The 18,097-nt window shown below is 47.3% G+C and carries 19 protein-coding genes; 16 read left to right on the forward strand and 3 right to left on the reverse strand.

Annotated features, from left to right (window positions below; genetic code table 11):
• Nucleotides 1-13: 13 nt before the first annotated feature.
• The 8 genes from M1D59_RS06240 to argF all read left to right on the forward strand — a co-directional run bounded on the left by M1D59_RS06240 (nucleotide 14) and on the right by argF (nucleotide 10,054).
• Nucleotides 14-322, forward strand: coding sequence for a metal-sulfur cluster assembly factor (locus M1D59_RS06240; RefSeq protein WP_003180552.1), 309 nt, complete (start codon nucleotides 14-16; stop codon nucleotides 320-322).
• A 357-nt stretch (nucleotides 323-679) separates the two neighbouring features.
• On the forward strand, nucleotides 680-1,717 hold the full coding sequence (gene argC / locus M1D59_RS06245) for an N-acetyl-gamma-glutamyl-phosphate reductase (RefSeq protein WP_023856640.1): 1,038 nt from the start codon (nucleotides 680-682) through the stop codon (nucleotides 1,715-1,717).
• A gap of 19 nt (nucleotides 1,718-1,736) precedes the next feature.
• Nucleotides 1,737-2,957 (forward strand): bifunctional ornithine acetyltransferase/N-acetylglutamate synthase, encoded by a 1,221-nt coding sequence (gene argJ / locus M1D59_RS06250; RefSeq protein ID WP_458117882.1) that lies wholly within the window; start codon nucleotides 1,737-1,739, stop codon nucleotides 2,955-2,957.
• Between the two features lie 13 nt (nucleotides 2,958-2,970).
• The gene (gene argB, locus M1D59_RS06255) at nucleotides 2,971-3,747 is read left to right on the forward strand and encodes an acetylglutamate kinase (protein ID WP_458117883.1); all 777 of its coding nucleotides are present in this window, start codon (nucleotides 2,971-2,973) and stop codon (nucleotides 3,745-3,747) included.
• Nucleotides 3,744-4,901, forward strand: coding sequence for an acetylornithine transaminase (locus M1D59_RS06260; protein WP_095290020.1), 1,158 nt, complete (start codon nucleotides 3,744-3,746; stop codon nucleotides 4,899-4,901). The genes argB and M1D59_RS06260 overlap by 4 nt, the downstream gene beginning before the upstream one ends.
• Nucleotides 4,902-4,969: 68 nt before the next feature.
• Complete coding sequence (locus tag M1D59_RS06265) at nucleotides 4,970-6,034, forward strand: carbamoyl phosphate synthase small subunit (RefSeq protein ID WP_020450922.1); 1,065 nt, start codon at nucleotides 4,970-4,972, stop codon at nucleotides 6,032-6,034.
• Nucleotides 6,027-9,116 (forward strand): carbamoyl phosphate synthase large subunit, encoded by a 3,090-nt coding sequence (locus M1D59_RS06270; protein ID WP_458117884.1) that lies wholly within the window; start codon nucleotides 6,027-6,029, stop codon nucleotides 9,114-9,116. The genes M1D59_RS06265 and M1D59_RS06270 overlap by 8 nt, the downstream gene beginning before the upstream one ends.
• Nucleotides 9,104-10,054, forward strand: a complete 951-nt coding sequence (gene argF / locus M1D59_RS06275; RefSeq protein WP_035338970.1) for an ornithine carbamoyltransferase — start codon at nucleotides 9,104-9,106, stop codon at nucleotides 10,052-10,054. The genes M1D59_RS06270 and argF overlap by 13 nt, the downstream gene beginning before the upstream one ends.
• A gap of 37 nt (nucleotides 10,055-10,091) precedes the next feature.
• On the opposite strand, the gene M1D59_RS06280 is transcribed toward argF, so the two are convergent.
• Nucleotides 10,092-10,904, reverse strand: a complete 813-nt coding sequence (locus M1D59_RS06280; protein WP_065643386.1) for an undecaprenyl-diphosphate phosphatase — start codon at nucleotides 10,902-10,904, stop codon at nucleotides 10,092-10,094.
• Nucleotides 10,905-11,085: 181 nt separating this feature from the next.
• On the opposite strand from M1D59_RS06280, the gene M1D59_RS06285 reads away from it, so the two are divergent.
• Nucleotides 11,086-11,265, forward strand: coding sequence for a YjzC family protein (locus tag M1D59_RS06285; protein WP_003180573.1), 180 nt, complete (start codon nucleotides 11,086-11,088; stop codon nucleotides 11,263-11,265).
• Between the two features lie 63 nt (nucleotides 11,266-11,328).
• Here M1D59_RS06285 and M1D59_RS06290 read toward each other — a convergent pair whose 3' ends face one another.
• Entirely contained in the window at nucleotides 11,329-11,523 is a 195-nt protein-coding gene (locus M1D59_RS06290; protein ID WP_009328851.1) for a YjzD family protein, read from the reverse strand.
• A 231-nt stretch (nucleotides 11,524-11,754) separates the two neighbouring features.
• On the opposite strand from M1D59_RS06290, the gene M1D59_RS06295 reads away from it, so the two are divergent.
• From M1D59_RS06295 to M1D59_RS06310, 4 genes are all read left to right on the forward strand, one after another.
• Nucleotides 11,755-12,489, forward strand: coding sequence for a hypothetical protein (locus tag M1D59_RS06295; protein WP_328031202.1), 735 nt, complete (start codon nucleotides 11,755-11,757; stop codon nucleotides 12,487-12,489).
• 85 nt (nucleotides 12,490-12,574) lie between these two features.
• Nucleotides 12,575-13,150 (forward strand): hypothetical protein, encoded by a 576-nt coding sequence (locus tag M1D59_RS06300; RefSeq protein ID WP_003180580.1) that lies wholly within the window; start codon nucleotides 12,575-12,577, stop codon nucleotides 13,148-13,150.
• A gap of 85 nt (nucleotides 13,151-13,235) precedes the next feature.
• A complete protein-coding gene (locus tag M1D59_RS06305) occupies nucleotides 13,236-14,189 on the forward strand; it encodes a BMP family ABC transporter substrate-binding protein (RefSeq protein ID WP_020450927.1) in 954 nt (317 codons plus the stop codon).
• 10 nt (nucleotides 14,190-14,199) lie between these two features.
• Entirely contained in the window at nucleotides 14,200-14,385 is a 186-nt protein-coding gene (locus M1D59_RS06310) for a ComZ family protein (RefSeq protein WP_458117885.1), read from the forward strand.
• A 52-nt stretch (nucleotides 14,386-14,437) separates the two neighbouring features.
• On the opposite strand, the gene M1D59_RS06315 is transcribed toward M1D59_RS06310, so the two are convergent.
• Nucleotides 14,438-14,680 (reverse strand): hypothetical protein, encoded by a 243-nt coding sequence (locus M1D59_RS06315; RefSeq protein WP_003180586.1) that lies wholly within the window; start codon nucleotides 14,678-14,680, stop codon nucleotides 14,438-14,440.
• 168 nt (nucleotides 14,681-14,848) lie between these two features.
• On the opposite strand from M1D59_RS06315, the gene M1D59_RS06320 reads away from it, so the two are divergent.
• The 3 genes from M1D59_RS06320 (at nucleotide 14,849) to M1D59_RS06330 (ending at nucleotide 17,915) form a co-directional block, all read left to right on the forward strand.
• A complete protein-coding gene (locus M1D59_RS06320; RefSeq protein ID WP_003180588.1) occupies nucleotides 14,849-15,787 on the forward strand; it encodes a beta-ketoacyl-ACP synthase III in 939 nt (312 codons plus the stop codon).
• A gap of 21 nt (nucleotides 15,788-15,808) precedes the next feature.
• Nucleotides 15,809-17,047, forward strand: a complete 1,239-nt coding sequence (gene fabF / locus M1D59_RS06325; RefSeq protein WP_458117886.1) for a beta-ketoacyl-ACP synthase II — start codon at nucleotides 15,809-15,811, stop codon at nucleotides 17,045-17,047.
• Nucleotides 17,048-17,321: 274 nt separating this feature from the next.
• A complete protein-coding gene (locus M1D59_RS06330; RefSeq protein WP_229118231.1) occupies nucleotides 17,322-17,915 on the forward strand; it encodes a hypothetical protein in 594 nt (197 codons plus the stop codon).
• Nucleotides 17,916-18,097 lie beyond the last annotated feature (182 nt).

The raw sequence follows: 18,097 nt of genomic DNA on the forward strand, positions 1-18,097 counted from the left end.
GGAGTGAGGAAGAGTGGATGAAGCATTAAAAGAGAACATCATGGGTGCCCTTGAACAGGTCGTTGACCCTGAACTGGGCGTCGATATCGTCAATCTCGGCCTTGTATATGACGTGGATATGGATGAAAACGGCAAAACTGACGTGACTATGACTTTGACTTCAATGGGCTGTCCGCTGGCGCCGATCATTGTGGATGAAGTCAAAAAAGCGCTCGCAGATATTCCCGAAGTCAAGGAAGTTGACGTTCATATCGTCTGGAATCCGCCTTGGACACGGGACAAAATGTCGCGATATGCGAAAATCGCACTTGGCATCCAATAAACGTTTCCAGAGCCTGCTCAACCGTTGACAGGCTCTTTCTGTTTTGAAAAGGGAGCCGCCGTAATAGATAACACGGGCGTATCCAGGCAGATCGCTACTCCCGTTATAAAAAGAACGCTTGTACAAGCGTTCTTTTTTTATTGCAAAAACGCCAGCCGGCACATTCTCCGGTTTGAAAAGCGGAGAATCCGGGAAGATGGGAACGGAGCACGACCAAGCCGCTGAAAAAGGACCGCCGGCGGGAGGAAAGAACCAATATGAAAGATGAACAAAAAATATTAAATATACAATTGAATTAATTTTTATTCATGTTATAATGTTAAATAATTTCACAAAGACCAAGAAGGTGAACTTGTTTTGAAAATAGGTATTATAGGTGCTACTGGCTATGGAGGGGCAGAGATTATGAGGATTATGAAGTTGCACCCTTATGCAGATGAATGCATATTGTATTCATCGAGTGATGAGGGAGCCCGCTATGATGCCGCATACCCGCACCTTATGAAACTGACAGATCAACACCTGCAACCGATCGAAGTAAAGAAAATTGCGAACGAAATCGATTTTTTATTTATGGCTGCGCCTCCGGGGGTATCCAGCCGGCTGACGCCACAGTTTGATGCATATGACATACCGATCATTGACCTGTCCGGCGATCTCAGGCTGCAGAACCCGAGCGTCTATGAAAAGTGGTATAAAAGGGAAGCCGCGCCTGAACACGTGCTTCAAAAAGCGGTATACGGACTGTCTGAGCTGAATCGGGAAGACATTAAAACGGCGCAGTACATAGCCAATCCAGGTTGTTTCCCGACAGCGGTTCTTCTCGGCTTGGCGCCGCTCGTCAAAAGCGGCAGCATCAACGAATCTTTTGTCATCATCGATGCGAAAACAGGGGTATCGGGAGCAGGCAGAAAGGCGTCGATGGGCACTCACTTTTCAGAGATCAATGACAATTTCAAAATATATAAGGTAAACGAACACCAGCATACGCCTGAAATCGAGCAGATTGTTAAACAATGGGACTCCGCATTTAAACCGATCACATTCAGCACGCATTTAGTTCCGATGACAAGGGGCATTATGGCGACCATCTACACAGAACTGAAAGACAGCATGGATGCCGAACAGCTCCAACTTATTTTTTCGAAATTTTATAAAGATTCATACTTTGTCAGAGTGAGAGAACCCGGTTCGTTCCCTGCAACTAAAGAGGTGTACGGCAGCAATTTTTGCGATATCGGCGTTACCGTTGATGAACGGACGAACAGAGTGACAATTGTGTCAGTGATCGATAACTTGATGAAGGGAGCCGCGGGTCAGGCTGTTCAAAACTTCAACATTATGAATGGCTGGAGCGAAACCGCCGGGCTTGAATTTACGCCAATTTATCCATAAGACGGGAGAGAACAAACTTATGTTTCAGGTGAGTCAAGACAGCATAAAAAAAACAGACGGAAATGTCGCTTCGCCTAAAGGCTATTTGGCAAAAGGGGTTCACTGCGGCCTCCGCTATTCAAAAAAGGATCTTGGAATTATCATCAGCTCAAGACCGGCGGTGAGCGCCGCCGTTTATACGCAAAGCCACTTTCAGGCTGCGCCGATCAAGGTGACGCAGGAAAGTCTCAAAAAAAGCGCGCATCTGCAAGCCGTCATCGTCAACAGCGCAAATGCCAACGCATGTACGGGAGAGCAGGGCTTAAAAGATGCATATGAGATGCGCCGCCAAAGCGCTGATATGCTTGGGATCGAGCCGGAACTGGTGGCCGTGTCCTCAACCGGCGTCATCGGCGAATACCTCAATATGGAGAGCATTACAAAAGGCATCAGCCTTCTCGCCGAGACTGAGCCTGCCGAAGGCGATTTCGAAGAAGCGATCTTAACGACAGACACGGTGATCAAACAAACGTGCTATGAACTGATGATCGGCGGTCAAAGAGTGACGATTGGCGGAGCAGCCAAAGGGTCGGGGATGATCCACCCGAATATGGCGACGATGCTCGGCTTTGTCACAACAGATGCATGCATCGAAGAAAGCGCGCTGCAAAGGGCATTAAGGGAAATTACGGACGTTTCATTCAACCAGATCACAGTCGACGGCGACACATCGACTAACGATATGGTGCTCGTCATGGCGAACGGATGCGCCGGAAATGAGCGCCTCCATGAAGAACACGAAGATTGGCCGGTTTTCAAAAAAGGCCTGCAGCTTGCCTGCACAGACCTCGCCAAACAAATCGCGAGAGACGGGGAAGGGGCGACAAAGCTGATCGAGGTTGAAGTGAACGGTGCGAAAAGCAATCTTGAAGCGCAAATCATCGCCAAAAAAATCGTCGGCTCAAACCTTGTAAAAACCGCGGTTTACGGAACGGATGCGAACTGGGGCAGAATCATTGTCGCGATCGGAGACAGCATGGCTGCTGTGACACCGGAGAAGGTAGAAATCTACCTGGGCAGCCAATGCCTTTTTAAAAATAACGAACCGCAGCCGTTTTCAGAAGAGCTGGCCAAAACATATTTAGAAAACAGCGAAGTGAAAATCGAGGTTCGCTTGCAGGAAGGTGACGGAAAGGGTACGGCTTGGGGCTGCGATTTAACTTATGAATACGTCAAAATCAATGCGAGCTATCGGACGTAAAAAGGGGATCACAATGGATAAAACAATCGTTTTTAAATGCGGCGGAAGCGTCATCCGCGAACTATCGGACGAATTTTTTCAAAATCTGAAAGAGCTGACCGAAAGCGGCTGGAAAATCGCACTCGTCCACGGGGGCGGGCCTGATATTACAAAGATGCTGAAGAAACTCAATATTCGAAGCGAATTCGTCAACGGACAGCGCAAGACGACAAAAGCGGTTCTTGAAGTCGCTGAAATGGTCTTATCCGGTTCGATCAACAAATTTTTCGTTGCCGAGCTGACAAAGCACGGCCTTCCGGCTGTCGGAGTATCAGGAAAAGACGGGGGACTGCTCCTTGCCGACTATTTAAATGAAAAAGAATACGGTCAGGTCGGGCGCATTAAAAAAGTAAACGGCCGAATGGCCGAAGCGCTCATGGAAAAAGGCTTTATTCCGGTTATCGCCCCCCTCTCGATGACGGATGGCTGTGAGACTTTGAATGTGAACGCCGATTTGGCGGCGTCGGCTGTTGCGGCAGCCTTGCACGCTGACAAATTAATGTTTGTGACAGACGTTAAAGGGATTATGAAAAACGAAGAAATGCTGAAAGAGCTGACGCCGGCAGACATCGAAAGCCTGATTGTTGAAGGCGTGATCTCGGGAGGCATGATACCAAAAGTGCATTCTGCAAAAGAAGCCCTCACAGATGAAGTGGATGAAGTGATGATCGTGAGCGGAAAAGGATCTTTCCTCACGAAAGACGATTTCATCGGCACGAAAATCATTAAACAAAAGGAGGCCGTATCGTGAGTCATTTATTTCAGACGTACAGCCGCTGGAATATCAATATTAAAAAAGCGAAAGGCACGATCGTTCAGGATGAGAAGGGGAACGCTTATCTTGATTTCGTCCAGGGAATCGCGGTCTGCAATCTCGGGCATTGCCCCGATTCAGTGACAGCTGCTGTCAAAAAACAGCTTGATGATGTCTGGCATGTTTCCAATCTGTTTCAAAATGAGCTTCAAGAAAAGGTTGCACAGCTTCTTGCCAAAAACAGTGCAGGCGATCTCGTCTTCTTTTGCAACAGCGGGGCAGAAGCGAATGAAGGGGCGGTGAAGCTCGCACGAAAACATACGCAAAAAACAAAAATCATAACGTTTCAGCAATCGTTCCACGGACGCACGTATGCGGGAATGGCCGCAACCGGACAGGAAAAGATCAAGCTCGGATTCGGACCGATGCTTGAAGGATTCCACTACTTACCTTACAACGAGCCGAAAGCATTTGCCGAATTGCAGGATGAAAAAGATATCGCGGCAGTGATGCTCGAGCCGATTCAAGGCGAAGGCGGCGTCATCCCTGCGAGCAGGGAATTTCTGCAGAGCGTTCAAGATTTTTGCCGCGATAAGCAGGCTCTCCTTATCGTCGACGAAGTTCAAACAGGAATTGGACGCACCGGTAAAGCTTTCGGATATGAACACGAAGGGCTGTCACCTGATATCATCACCGTCGCGAAAGGACTGGGCAGCGGTTTTCCGGTCGGAGCCGTGATCGGGAAAAAAGAGCTTTCAGAAGCGTTCTCTCCGGGTTCCCACGGCTCGACATTCGGAGGGAACATGCTGGCGATGGCTGCGGCAAACGCCACGTTGGAGACCATTTTTGAAAGCAGCTTTCTTGAAGAAGTGAGCGCCAAAGGAGCATTTTTGCATCAACAGCTGAAAGAAAAGCTTCAATTTCCGCTTGTAAAAGATATCCGCGGGAAAGGGCTGATCGCCGGAATCGAGTGCAAGGAACCTGTACAGCCGCTGATCGAAGCGCTTCAAAAGGAAGGTTTGCTCGTTCTTCCCGCGGGTCCGAACGTCATCAGACTTCTGCCGCCATTGACGGTTGCGAAAAGTGAAATCAAAGCGGCCGTGGAAAAACTGAAAGCTGTCATGGCAGATCATTCAGCTGTAAAACAGTAATTTTTTTTCGATATGTAAGTATAAAAATTCATGAATATCATTATTTATTCATCAAAGGTGGGCATAAGATGGAAGGATATTTAGTTCTTGAAGATGGTACATCCTTCAGCGGTGAACTGGACGGTCTTGACGGCTGCACCGGTGAAGTCGTCTTTTTTACGGGCATGACCGGCTATCAGGAGGTTTTGACAGACCCTTCTTATAAAGGCCAGATTATTGTCTTTACGTACCCGCTGATTGGCAACTACGGAATAAACGAAAGCGATGATGAAAGCAAACGGCCTCAGGTGAAAGGGGTTGTCGTCTATGAAGCGTGCGACAGGTTTTCCCATCATCAGGCGACAGAAAGCCTTCGGGAATACTTGGCGAAGTGGGATGTTCCGCTTTTATCGCACGTGGACACAAGAGCGGTTGTTCAGCATATCAGGGCAAAGGGGACGCTGAATGCCAGACTGACGAAACAAAAGGACGGCATTCCGGCTCCGCGCCAGCTGGAAAACTATGCGGCACAGGTTGCCGGACAAAACGAAAACGGCGCCTTTAGGGAAGGCAATACGCATATTGCGGTGATCGATTTCGGCTATAAAAAGTCGATCGCTTCATCGCTTGCAAACCGGGGCTGCAAAGTAACGGTTGTTCCCTATCAAGAGATGGACGGCATTTCAAAGCTGAATCCGGACGGGATCGTCCTTTCAAACGGACCGGGCGATCCGAAAGCGATCCTTCCATATATGGATGCACTCCGGGATATCATCTCTTCCTATCCGACTCTCGGCATCTGTCTCGGGCACCAGCTGATCGCGCTCGCATTCGGAAGCGACACGTATAAGCTTCCGTTCGGCCACAGGGGAGCCAATCATCCGGTCATGGACAAAGAGACCGGACGCGTGTTCATGACAAGCCAAAACCACAGCTATGTCGTCGATCGGGACACCATCAGCGAAAATGAATTTTCCGTCAGATTTTATCATGTCAACGACGGTTCAGTAGAAGGGCTCATGCATAAAACACTGCCTGTCATATCCGTTCAGTTTCATCCGGAAGCCCATCCGGGACCGGCTGAAAGCGAGTGGATATTCGGCGAATATTTGCAGAAATTGAACGAAGCAAGGAGAGAGATCGCCCATGCCTAAAGATCAAACCATCAAAAGCATTCTCGTTATCGGGTCGGGGCCGATTATCATCGGGCAGGCCGCTGAATTCGACTATTCCGGAACCCAGGGCTGCATGGCGCTGAAAAGCGAAGGCTACCGGGTGATTCTCGTCAACAGCAACCCGGCGACCATCATGACCGATGAATCTTTTGCAGATGAAATCTATTTTGAGCCCTTGACAGTGGAAAGCCTCACACAAATCATCAAGCGCGAAAAACCGGACGGACTGCTCGCCAATCTGGGTGGACAGACAGCGCTGAATTTGGCGGTTGAGCTCGAAAAGGCCGGTATTCTTAAAACATACGGGGTAAAGCTGCTTGGAACATCTGTTGATACGATCGAAAAGGGCGAAGACAGGGAAAAGTTCCGCGCCTTGATGAAGGAGCTGAACGAGCCTGTGCCGGATTCAGAAATTGTTGACAATCAAGATGATGCGCTTCGTTTTGCGCTCTCAATCGGTTTTCCGATTATCGTGCGGCCGGCCTATACATTGGGCGGAAAAGGAGGCGGCATCGCGGCGACGAAAGAGGAGTTCCTGCCTTTAATCGAAAGCGCCCTCCTCGCAAGCCCGATTCACCAATGTCTTGTCGAAAAAAGCATTGCCGGTTTTAAAGAAATCGAATACGAAGTCATGCGTGACAGAAACAATACATGCATTACCGTCTGCAATATGGAAAACATCGATCCGGTCGGCGTCCATACGGGGGATTCGATCGTTGTCGCCCCGTCGCAGACATTAACGGATGCGGATTATCAAATGCTTCGTTCTGCCAGCTTAAAGATCATTTCCGCGCTCGATGTCGTCGGCGGCTGCAACATTCAATTCGCCCTGGACCCGGAAAGCAAAAATTATTATGTCATCGAGGTGAATCCGAGAGTAAGCCGTTCATCGGCGCTCGCCTCAAAAGCGACCGGCTATCCGATCGCAAAAATGGCGGCTAAACTGGCTGTCGGCTACACGCTTGCCGAGCTGAAAAATCCCCTCACAGATTCGACATACGCCAGCTTCGAGCCTGCTCTTGACTATGTCGTCGTCAAATTTCCGCGCTGGCCGTTCGACAAATTCAAACAAGCCGACCGTAAGCTCGGCACGAAAATGAAAGCGACGGGAGAAGTCATGGCGATTGACCGCAATCTTGAAGCGGCCCTGCAAAAAGCGGTCGCATCCCTTGAGCTGAAAACGTCAGGAACCCATTTGCCCGAACTTGGCGGCGCATCTTCAGAAGTGTTGTGGAAGCTGCTTGAGACTCCTGATGACCGCCGTTTCTTTGCGGTCATGGAGCTGCTGAGCAGGGGGGCTTCCATCAGCGAGATACACGAGAAAACGAAAATCGATAACTATTTCCTTCATGTGTTTTCTAATATCATTCAACTGGAAAACATGTTGATGGAACAGGGAGACGCGCTGTCCGTCAGCCTTTTGAAAAAGGTAAAAGAAAAGGGATTTACCGACTTTACGATCGCTTCCCTCACCGGAAAGACGGAAGAAGAAGTGCGCGCGTTCCGCAAGAAAATGGGCATTGCCGCATCCTTTAAAATCGTCGATACATGCGCAGCTGAATTTGATGCGAAGACAAACTATTTTTACTCGACGTATTTTGGGAAAAGCGACGGAGACATCTCTCAAAAAACGAAAAAGCGCGCCCTGATCATCGGTTCCGGCCCGATACGGATCGGCCAGGGAGTCGAGTTTGACTACAGCGCCGTGCACGGCGTCATGACGCTGAAAAACCTCGGGTTTGAAACGATCATGCTGAACAACAACCCGGAAACCGTCAGCACGGATTATGAAATGGCAGACCGCCTGTACTTTGAACCGATTACACCCGAGCATATTCTCAATGTCGCTGAAGCGGAAGATATCGATTTTGCGATTGTTCAATTCGGCGGCCAATCCGCCATCAATGTGGCTGAAGCGATTGAAAAAGCGGGCATCACCCTGCTTGGGACATCATCGGAAACCCTTGACATACTTGAAGACCGTGATCAATTTTATCAGCTTCTTGACGAGCTCGGCATTTCTCATGCTAAAGGAGAAACGGCTTCATCAAAAGCGGAAGCGGTGCAGAAAGCAAACGAAATCGGCTATCCTGTGCTGATCAGGCCGTCATATGTGATCGGCGGCATGGGCATGATGATCGTTCACTCCGAAGCAGAGCTCAGAGAGCTGCTGGGCGGAGCGTCGCAAATGCCTTACCCGATTCTGATCGATCAATACGTATCGGGAAAAGAGTTTGAAATCGACCTTGTCAGCGATGGCGACGATCTCTACATCCCGACTTATATCGAGCATATTGAAAAAGCGGGCGTGCATTCAGGTGACAGCTACGCGATTTTGCCGGGGCCTTCGGTCACTCCGGAGATGAAAAGCGCCGCGCGGGATGCTGCCGCAAAAATCGTCCGCAAGCTCGGATTTAAAGGTATTATGAACATTCAATTTATAGCGGACGCGGATGAACTGCTCATCCTTGAAGTCAATCCGAGGGCGAGCCGGACGGTTCCGGTTGTCAGCAAGGTGATGGGGGTTCCGATGATCCCGCTTGCGGCGCAGCTGTTGGCCGGTTCGTCACTCAAAGAGTTGAAGCCCGCCGCCAAAAACTCACGCGGCGTTGCCGTGAAGTTTCCGGTCTTTTCATCGCACGCTATCCAGGATGTCGATTTGAAGCTTGGACCGGAAATGAAATCGACCGGAGAAGGCATGTATGTCGGCTTCAATCCGGAAAGCGCCCTGAAGAAAATCTTTGCGGGAATCTGGCAAACGAAAGGCTGCATTTACATGGAAGGGGCCGGCGAGCTTCGTTCTGTCGCAGAACAGGCGGGTTTCACCGTACAGTCGGACGATTTTCCAGGCTGGATCAAACGGAAAGACAAAGCGCTGCACATCCATTTAGCCGAATCAAAAGAGGCGAGCAAGCAGCGAATGGAAGCCGTCACCCACGGTGTGGCGGTGATGACAGAGGAAGAGACGGTGCGGGCATTTTTGACGAGCGGGCATGGAACGACTAAAGCCGTGTCGCTTAAAGATTTATATAAAAAGGAAGTGGAGACATGTCTACTGTAAACATCGGGGCGACCCGGGAAATCAATCTGACGGGTAAGGATTTTTTAAGCCTGAAAGACTTTTCAAAAGAAGAGATCGTTTATTTGCTGAAAGAGGCAGCAGCGATGAAGCAAAATAAAATTCAAGACATCTTTAAAGGAAAAACATTGGCGATGATCTTTGAAAAGTCGTCGACGAGAACGCGCGTATCGTTTGAAGCCGGAATGGCGCAGCTCGGCGGAAACGCCCTGTTTTTAAGCAGTAAAGACATGCAGTTGGGCAGAGGGGAAACGATCGCAGATACCGCGAAAGTGCTTTCGGGTTATGTCGACGCGATTATGATCCGCACATTCGAACACGAAAAAGTCGAAGAGCTTGCCAAGCACGCCGAGATTCCCGTGATCAACGGATTGACCGATCTTTTCCATCCGTGTCAGGCGCTTAGTGACCTCTTGACGATTCAAGAGACGAAAGGAACATTAAAAGGGCTGAAAGCCGTTTATGTTGGAGACGGAAACAATGTCGCGCATTCGCTGTTAATCGGCTGTGCGAAAGTGGGATGCGACATCACGGTCGCTTCGCCTGAAGGGTATGAGCCGAATCAGGAAGTGGTAAGACTGGCCGAGGGATTCGCCGAAGAGTCCGGAGCGGCCGTCACAATCTCAAATGACCCCGTGTCAGCCGTTCAACAAGCGGATGTCATCTATTCTGATGTGTTTACAAGCATGGGCCAGGAGAAAGAAGCCGAAGAACGGATGAATATCTTTGCTCCTTATCAGGTCAACAGAGCGCTTGTCTCCCATGCCAAACCGGATTACGTCTTTCTGCACTGCCTTCCTGCCCACAGGGAAGAAGAGGTCACCGCAGAGATCATCGACGGCCCGAATTCAGCGGTATTCCAGCAGGCTGAAAACCGCCTGCACGTCCAAAAAGCTTTATTAAAAGCACTGTTATCTTAAATAAAAAACAGCTGATCACAATTGATCAGCTGTTTTTTTAGGCGAATATCAAAACGGCGATGCCGATGACAAAGCAGTAAATCGAGAAATAAACCAAGTTTCCTTTCGCCATAATATTCATGAACCAGCGCAATGAAAAGTATGTAGCGATAATCGATGCAATGAACGCAAACAAATAAGGAAGGAAAAGCTCCCCTAAACGCGGATCATGAAAAATATCGGTAATACTTAAAATGGTCCCGCCAAGACTGACCGGTATGTACAGTAAAAATGAAAACCTGAGCGCGGTTTCAGATTTGAGGCCGAGCGCCATCGCAGGGACGATCGTCGCTCCCGAACGGCTGATGCCGGGAACAAGTGCAACCATTTGCGACAAGCCGATGATCACGGCGTCTCTCAGTCTGATTTCGCCGTCGTTTTTGCGGCCGCGCAAATTGCGAATGAGAAACAATGCCAGACCCGTGATCAGCAAAGTAACCGCGGTGATCCGGACGCCGTCTTTAAAGAAAGCCGAAATCTCATCATCAAATAAAACACCGATGACACCGGCAGGAATCGTGGCGATGATCAGATAGATGATAAACCTGAAGTCCGCTTTTCCTTTTTCATTTTTTGATGTGACATAAGACAGTCCGTTTACCGCCAGCCTGAAAATATCGTTTTTATAGACGAGCAATACGGCAATTAAAGAACCGGCATTCATCAAAAGCTCAAAACTGAAGCCTTCAATGTTTAAGCCTAAAAAGTGCTGTGCCAGCACCAAGTGGCCGCTTGAAGAAACAGGAATCGGCTCTGTGAATCCCTGAAGCAACCCTAAAAGGATATACTTGATCAACATTAAAAAATCCATGATACTCCTCCGTTTCCCACAAGTTGTGACGCCCTTTTAAAAGACGGAATGAACGGGCGGTTCGTTTTAATTTTCGGAACACTTTTCTCATTAAACTATACAAAGCAAACAGATGTAAAGATAAAATCGACATGTTTTTTGGGAGAGTGGGGCAATCTAATAATAAAAGGGAGTGAAGCAAATGGGACAGCAGCGTCAATTCCGGCCGGGCCAAAAAGCGCCCAATAATGGAGTGTATGTGGAGATCGGCGAAACGGGAAGCATGGTTCAGAACCCTCAACAAATCAAATTGAGCGCCGGCGAGTTCTTCCCTGAAACCTCCAACCATAACCGGCTCTGGACATATAAAAGAAAGCCTTAAAAAAACAGCCGTCGGACGGCTGTCTGTCTAAAGCAAAAAACCCCGCTTTCAAAAGCCGGGGTTTTAATGTTGACTTGCATCCTGTTTAACAGGCATAATTTCTCCAAGAACAATAACGGCTGCGGTGATGATAAAGCCCATAATGACACTGGTTTGAAGGTCATACCCAGCACCGTTCATGGCGCCGACAATATAGCAGGCCATCTGCGTCAAAAGAAATGTCCAGAAAAAAGCGACCACAAATCGCACGTTTCCCACCTCGTCCTTCTCATTCAATTCTAAAACTTATCATACCATATACATAGCCAGCTGGAAAAGACATTTTAGTGAACAAGACAGGGCTTTCAACTCTGTTTTCAGAAATATCAGAAAGGGTATTTCATTAAAGTTTACTTTTCATCATGAAGACTGGGACTTTTCCTTATTCGTTTGCTGCACGTACGACATAAAATAATGAGCAGATTACGGCAGGAAGGAGGCAGGCAAGTGATGAAAATAACCGAACGTTTTTTTCAAATGGATTCAGAATGGAACGTGGTTCATCTTCCGTACAAGCCGAACGGTTTTCTGGTGTTCATTTTCGGCGACCGGAACCATTTTGTCGGGGAAGATTCGAGCTTCTGGCTTCAGCATTACGGAAGAAATCAGCTTCTAACGAGCCTGAGAAACAAAGGCTATACCCTGGTAAACAGCAATTTGTTCGGCAGGCACTGGGGCTCCGAAAAAGCGGTTGCATACGCCAAACAGCTGATTCATTACGTGTTCAAACAAGAGATTTTAAATGAAAAAATTCATCTATTGGCGGAAGGCACAGGGGCCCTCATTGCAGATGAGCTCCTTCGCTCGATCCCGAACCAAATACGTTCTGCAGCGATGGTTAATCCTTGCCTCGATCTTCAGGCTCATCATAAACGAGAAAAAGAAAACAAGTTTTTCTACAAACAGTTTATTAAAGAAATTGCCGAAAGCTACGGAATTACGGAGCGGGAGGCAGCCGATTATCCGTTCAAAAGCATATCCCCTTATCACAATCTCGTACCCGTTCATATTTGGCAAAGACTGAACGGCTCACCGTATCCGTATATGATCCATGCCAAAACGTTTGAGGAGCGCCAGCTTAAAGGCCGTCACAGCGTAGGGCTTACCCTGCACCTGACCGAACATCCTCAGCGCATTCATTCAGCAATCGCGAACTTTTTCAAAACGCATGAAAAAGTCTTATAGAGAATAGAATAATAGCAGCCCGAAAATGATGAAAGGGCTGTTTTTTGCTTGGTTAAAAAAGCTGAAACGAAAGGTGGTCCATCGAATGAAGCCGGCACTTGTATATGGAGCAGATGAGTTCTTTGGCCTTTCATTTTGTGAACATCTACTTGAAGAGGGTGTTGACATAGATGTAAAGCTGGAACAGACAAGCGACGAAAAAAAGCTGATGTATCTCGAAGAGCGGCTGATGTGGCTGGGAAGAAACGAGCATTTCCGTCTCATCGAAAAAGAGCTTGAAGCCCCGTACGAACAAGTCTTCATCCAATACACAGGCTCAGTGCCGGAAGAAGCGCTGGCTGCAGGCGTTGAAAACAAGCCTGTTATTCTGTTTGTCTACCAGGAACAATTCGAAGAGGATTTACGCGCCGGCATGGAGGAAAAGGGTGTTGAACTGATCGTGCTTCCGGATCTGTTCGGTCCGTGGGACGTCAGGGCAGAGGATAAACAAAACAGGGACGGAGCGCTTTTTGTGAACGACGCGGCAGCACAAGCCGCTGCCTGTGCTGTTGAAAAAGATTTTTCAGATTTGCAGTTTGTACAGAAGACGCCATACGATAAAGCCGATGAGATCATTGAAGAATGGATCAGACAAATGTCTACATTTTTCGACAAAAAATAAGAAAGATCTTCCTAATTTACACTTGAAAGGATACAATAAAGATAGATTTGAATTGCTGTTTTTTCGAAAGGGAGTTGAACATGGCATGGTGTACAGGCTTGTCGCGATTTTTTTCATTCTCCTGGCGCTAAGCGGCTGCGGACAATCGCCGCTGAAAGGGAAAATTGAAAAAGTCGGTTTGCTTGTCCCTGATACGATAAATGACCAAGTATGGGGAACCAAAGGATATAAAGGATTATTAAGAATACAATCCGTCTACAATGTCGACGTCTATTATAAAGAGGGAATCGATAATGACGCTGCCATTAAAATGGCTGTAGAAGATTTTCACAAAAAAGGCGTCAACCTCATCTACGGGCACGGAAGCGAATATGAAAAAGCCTTTAATGAGATATGCAAAGATTATCCTGATATTCATTTTGTTTTAATGAACTCGAAAGCCGATCACCCAAATGTGACAAGCATATCGCTTGAAGGAGAAGCGATGGGGTTCTTCGGCGGAATGACGGCGGCCCATCAGTCAAAAACAAAGAAAATCGGCGTGCTCGCAACGTATAAATGGCAGCCTGAAGTAGAAGGATTTTCCGAAGGGGCTAAATACCTCGATCCGGACATTGAGGTGATGACAGAATATGTCGGCCAGTGGGACGACAGCGAAAATGCCGTCAAACTGTATGAAAAAATGAAGAAGGCAGGCGCGGATGTTGTGTATCCGGCCGGAGACGGGTATAATGTCCCTGTCATTGAACAAATCAAAAAGGACGGGCTGTACGCTATCGGCTATGTAAGCGACCAGTCGGAATTGGGTGAGAATGTCGTTTTGACAAGCACCATACAGCATGTAGACGACGCTTATGAACTCACCGCCGACGAGTTTAATAAAGGAACGCTTAAAGGCGGCAAGCGCTCATTTGACATTCAAGACGGCGTCATCGAAATGGGAGAATTCAGCCCTGTTGTCGATCAGTCATTTCAAGAAAAGATGAATCGGCTGATTGACGAATACAAAAAAACAAACAAACTGCCAAACGAACATTGAGGTGATCAAGATGCACGAAAAATCAATGGAATTTTTGCAAATTGCCATGAAATACGTTCCGGAAGCGAAAGCAGAGATGGAGAAAGCGGGAATCGAACTTTCCCCGGAAATGCTTGAGCCATTCATGAACTTGTTTACGAAAGTGATGGCCGAGGCTTACGAGCTCGGTAAAGCGGAAGCCGGTTCAGGCGCCTGACTTAAACGCCCGCAAACGCTTAAAAAGCCACTTTTCAGAAGAAGTGGCTTTTTTATATGGAAATCTTATTTTTCAAAGCGCTGACCATTGAGCCGATTTCTTTAAACACAGGCTTCAGCTCATCGAGCGAATCCATAATTTCTCCAACCTGATTCAACACGTGCATATAATCGGCTTCCTGGGATACTTCAGCGTCTTCGGCGGTTTCCGCTTCCGCATCCGTCTCCGTCTCTTCATGCCTGCCGGGTGCGTTTGCGCCAAACATCATTTTTGTGAAAAAATCGTCGTTCGCCACTCTTCATCCCTCCTTTTTCATATATATCACTACTATATGAATGTTTTGGTCTGCTAGATTAGACGAATATATTGCCAACTAAAAAAAAATAGGGTAGGATTAGTACCAGATACTAATAATAACTCATAACATTAGTTGGAAAAAATCATGAATAAAGGAGTCTTTCCTATGAAAGCTGGAATTATTGGAATCGGCCGGTACATCCCTGAAAAGGTGCTGACCAATTTCGACTTGGAAAAAATGGTTGAAACTTCTGACGAGTGGATTCGTACAAGAACAGGCATAGAAGAAAGAAGAATCGCAGCTGAAGATGAGAAAACATCCGACATGGCTGTGGCCGCCGCTAGAAGAGCGATGGAAGACGCAAACATCGAGGCGGAAGATCTTGATATGATTCTCGTCGCCACCGTTACTCCTGACCAGGCATTCCCGACAGTGTCCTGCATGATTCAAGAAAAGCTCGGTGCATTCAATGCCTGTGCAATGGATATCAGCGCAGCGTGCGCCGGTTTTATGTACGGTTTAGTCACTGGAAAACAGTTTATCGAAGCCGGAACGTATAAGCATGTGCTTGTCATCGGAGTTGAAAAGCTTTCAGGCATTACGGACTGGGATGACCGCAATACCGCTGTTCTGTTCGGAGACGGAGCGGGCGCCGCAGTTGTCGGGCCTGTCAGCGACGATAAAGGGATTTTGTCTTTTGAGCTCGGTGCAGACGGCAGAGGCGGAAAGCACTTGTACTTGGATGAAAAAGATCATACAATCATGAATGGCAGAGAAGTGTTCAAGTTTGCCGTCCGCCAAATGGGTGAATCCAGTGTGAATGTCATTGAAAAAGCCGGATTATCCAAAGAGGATGTCGACTTTTTGGTGCCGCATCAAGCCAACATCCGGATCATGGAAGCGGCGCGCGAACGTTTGGAGCTGCCAGTCGAAAAAATGTCTAAAACGGTTCATAAATACGGAAACACATCAGCTGCTTCTATTCCGATTTCTCTTGTGGAAGAGCTTGAAGCTGGTAAAATAAAAGACGGTGACGTCATTGTGATGGTCGGCTTCGGCGGAGGTTTGACATGGGGAGCCATCGCCATGCGCTGGGGCCGCTAAAAGAAAGGTGAGGTGCAACTTATGAATAGTAAAAGAGTAGTCATTACCGGATTAGGAGCTTTATCACCTCTTGGTAATGACGTCAAAACGAGCTGGAATAACGCGGTTAACGGGGTTTCCGGAATCGGCCCGATTACAAGGGTGAACGCGGACGAGTATCCAGCTAAAGTAGCTGCGGAACTGAAAGATTTTAAGATAGAAGATTACATGGATAAAAAAGACGCAAGAAAAATGGACCGCTTCACACAATATGCCGTTGTGTCGGCGAAAATGGCCGTGGAAGACGCGGGGCTCGACATTAATGAGAGCAACGCAGACCGGGTCGGCGTCTGGGTCGGTTCTGGGATCGGCGGCCTTGAAACGCTTGAACAGCAGTTCGAAACATTTTTAACAAAAGGACCGCGGCGCGTCAGCCCGTTCTTTGTACCGATGATGATTCCTGACATGGCGACCGGCCAGATTTCGATTTCTCTCGGTGCAAAAGGGGTCAACTCTTGTACGGTGACGGCTTGCGCGACGGGTACGAACTCAATCGGCGACGCCTTTAAAGTCATTCAGCGCGGCGATGCAGATGTCATGATCTCCGGCGGAACGGAAGCCCCGCTTACAAGAATGTCGTTTGCCGGCTTTTCCGCCAATAAAGCGCTCTCCACTAATCCGGATCCGAAAACGGCAAGCCGCCCGTTTGACAAAAACCGCGACGGCTTCGTCATGGGAGAAGGAGCGGGAATCGTCGTTCTTGAGGAGCTTGAGCACGCGTTAAACCGCGGAGCGACAATCTACGCGGAAGTGGTCGGCTACGGATCAACGGGAGACGCCTATCATATCACGGCTCCTGCGCCAAATGGGGAAGGCGGCGTCAGAGCCATGAAAGAAGCGATCAAAGATGCGGGTCTGTCTCCTGATAGCATTGATTATATCAATGCGCACGGAACAAGCACGCCGTACAATGATAAATTTGAAACGATCGCCATTAAAGAAGTGTTCGGAGAGCATGCCTACAAGCTTGCCGTCAGCTCGACAAAATCGATGACAGGGCACTTGCTCGGGGCTGCCGGAGGCATCGAAGCGATTTTCTCCGTCCTTGCCATTAAGGAAGGCATCATTCCTCCGACAATCAATATCGAAACGCCTGATGAAGATTGCGATCTGGACTATGTACCGGATCAAGCCCGCCGCAAGGACGTAAATGTTGTGCTCAGCAACTCGCTCGGTTTCGGCGGACACAACGCAACGCTGATTTTCAAAAAATATGAATAACCGCAATATAAACGGCTGCCATTTTAGATGGTGGCCGTTTTTATTTTGTCATCCTCTTTCCGCAGACTTAAAAGTATTTGCAGTCTAAAAAGACTAAGATGTTTATAGTTTTTCATAATTTGAAAATATGGGCGTTCAGATAGGAACCAGGGGGCGATTTTTAACCAAGGTATCTTCAGTAAAAAATTTTAATTTACAGATATTGAGTTGAAAAAAATGACCATTTTATGTAATATATTTAATGTAAGTAAAAAAATAACATAGGAGTGATTTTATGGGAGTTGTTGCAAATAATTGCAGGACTTCAAAAGTTCCTGCAATGAAATCAAAGGCTGAGGCATTGGCAGTTAGGGCGCAAGAATCTCTGGTAGAAGTTTATCTGGGGGCAATTGAGTTTGATAGAGCAGGTGAATATTATTTTGCAGGTGACAAAGTGAAGGCCATTGCTGCAATTAAAGAAGGTTTTAAAAAATTAAAACACGCAAGATACCTTCTAGTTGATGTTCAACACAGAGAACTTGAAATGCATCCTCACAATACTAAAAAATTTGAAACAAAATATGAAGAGATCATGTATGATGAGAAAGAAATGAAGGAAATCTTTAGAATAAGAGTTCGTGGAATTCAAAATGTCATACAATGCATCGATCATTTAACATATGTTAACGCAGAAGAAAAGGCTGTAGAAGCATTAGAAAACAATGATTTCAATTCACTGTATAATTCGGTTTCTAATTCGGCAAGAGAGTTAATTACAGCTGCTTTGCAACATAATATGAATGTCATTCAACAGTCTAAATATACACACGAGACGTCAGATGTCATTAAAACGCTTTTCCCCGAAGAAGCAAAATCAATAGCCAATTAAATTTACTTAAGAGTAACATCTTGTGGCCCAAGTCGGAAAACCTGTTTCAACGACAAGCTTTTTTTGGGTCTAACTTTTAGTGACTTTATCACCCTGTTCAAACAATCCTGAAATCACCATAAGTCATTATTTAAACGGCGGCTATCATTTTAGATGGTAGCCGCTTTTTGGTGTTTGCATAA

The organism is Bacillus sp. PK6-026, from assembly GCF_054161455.1.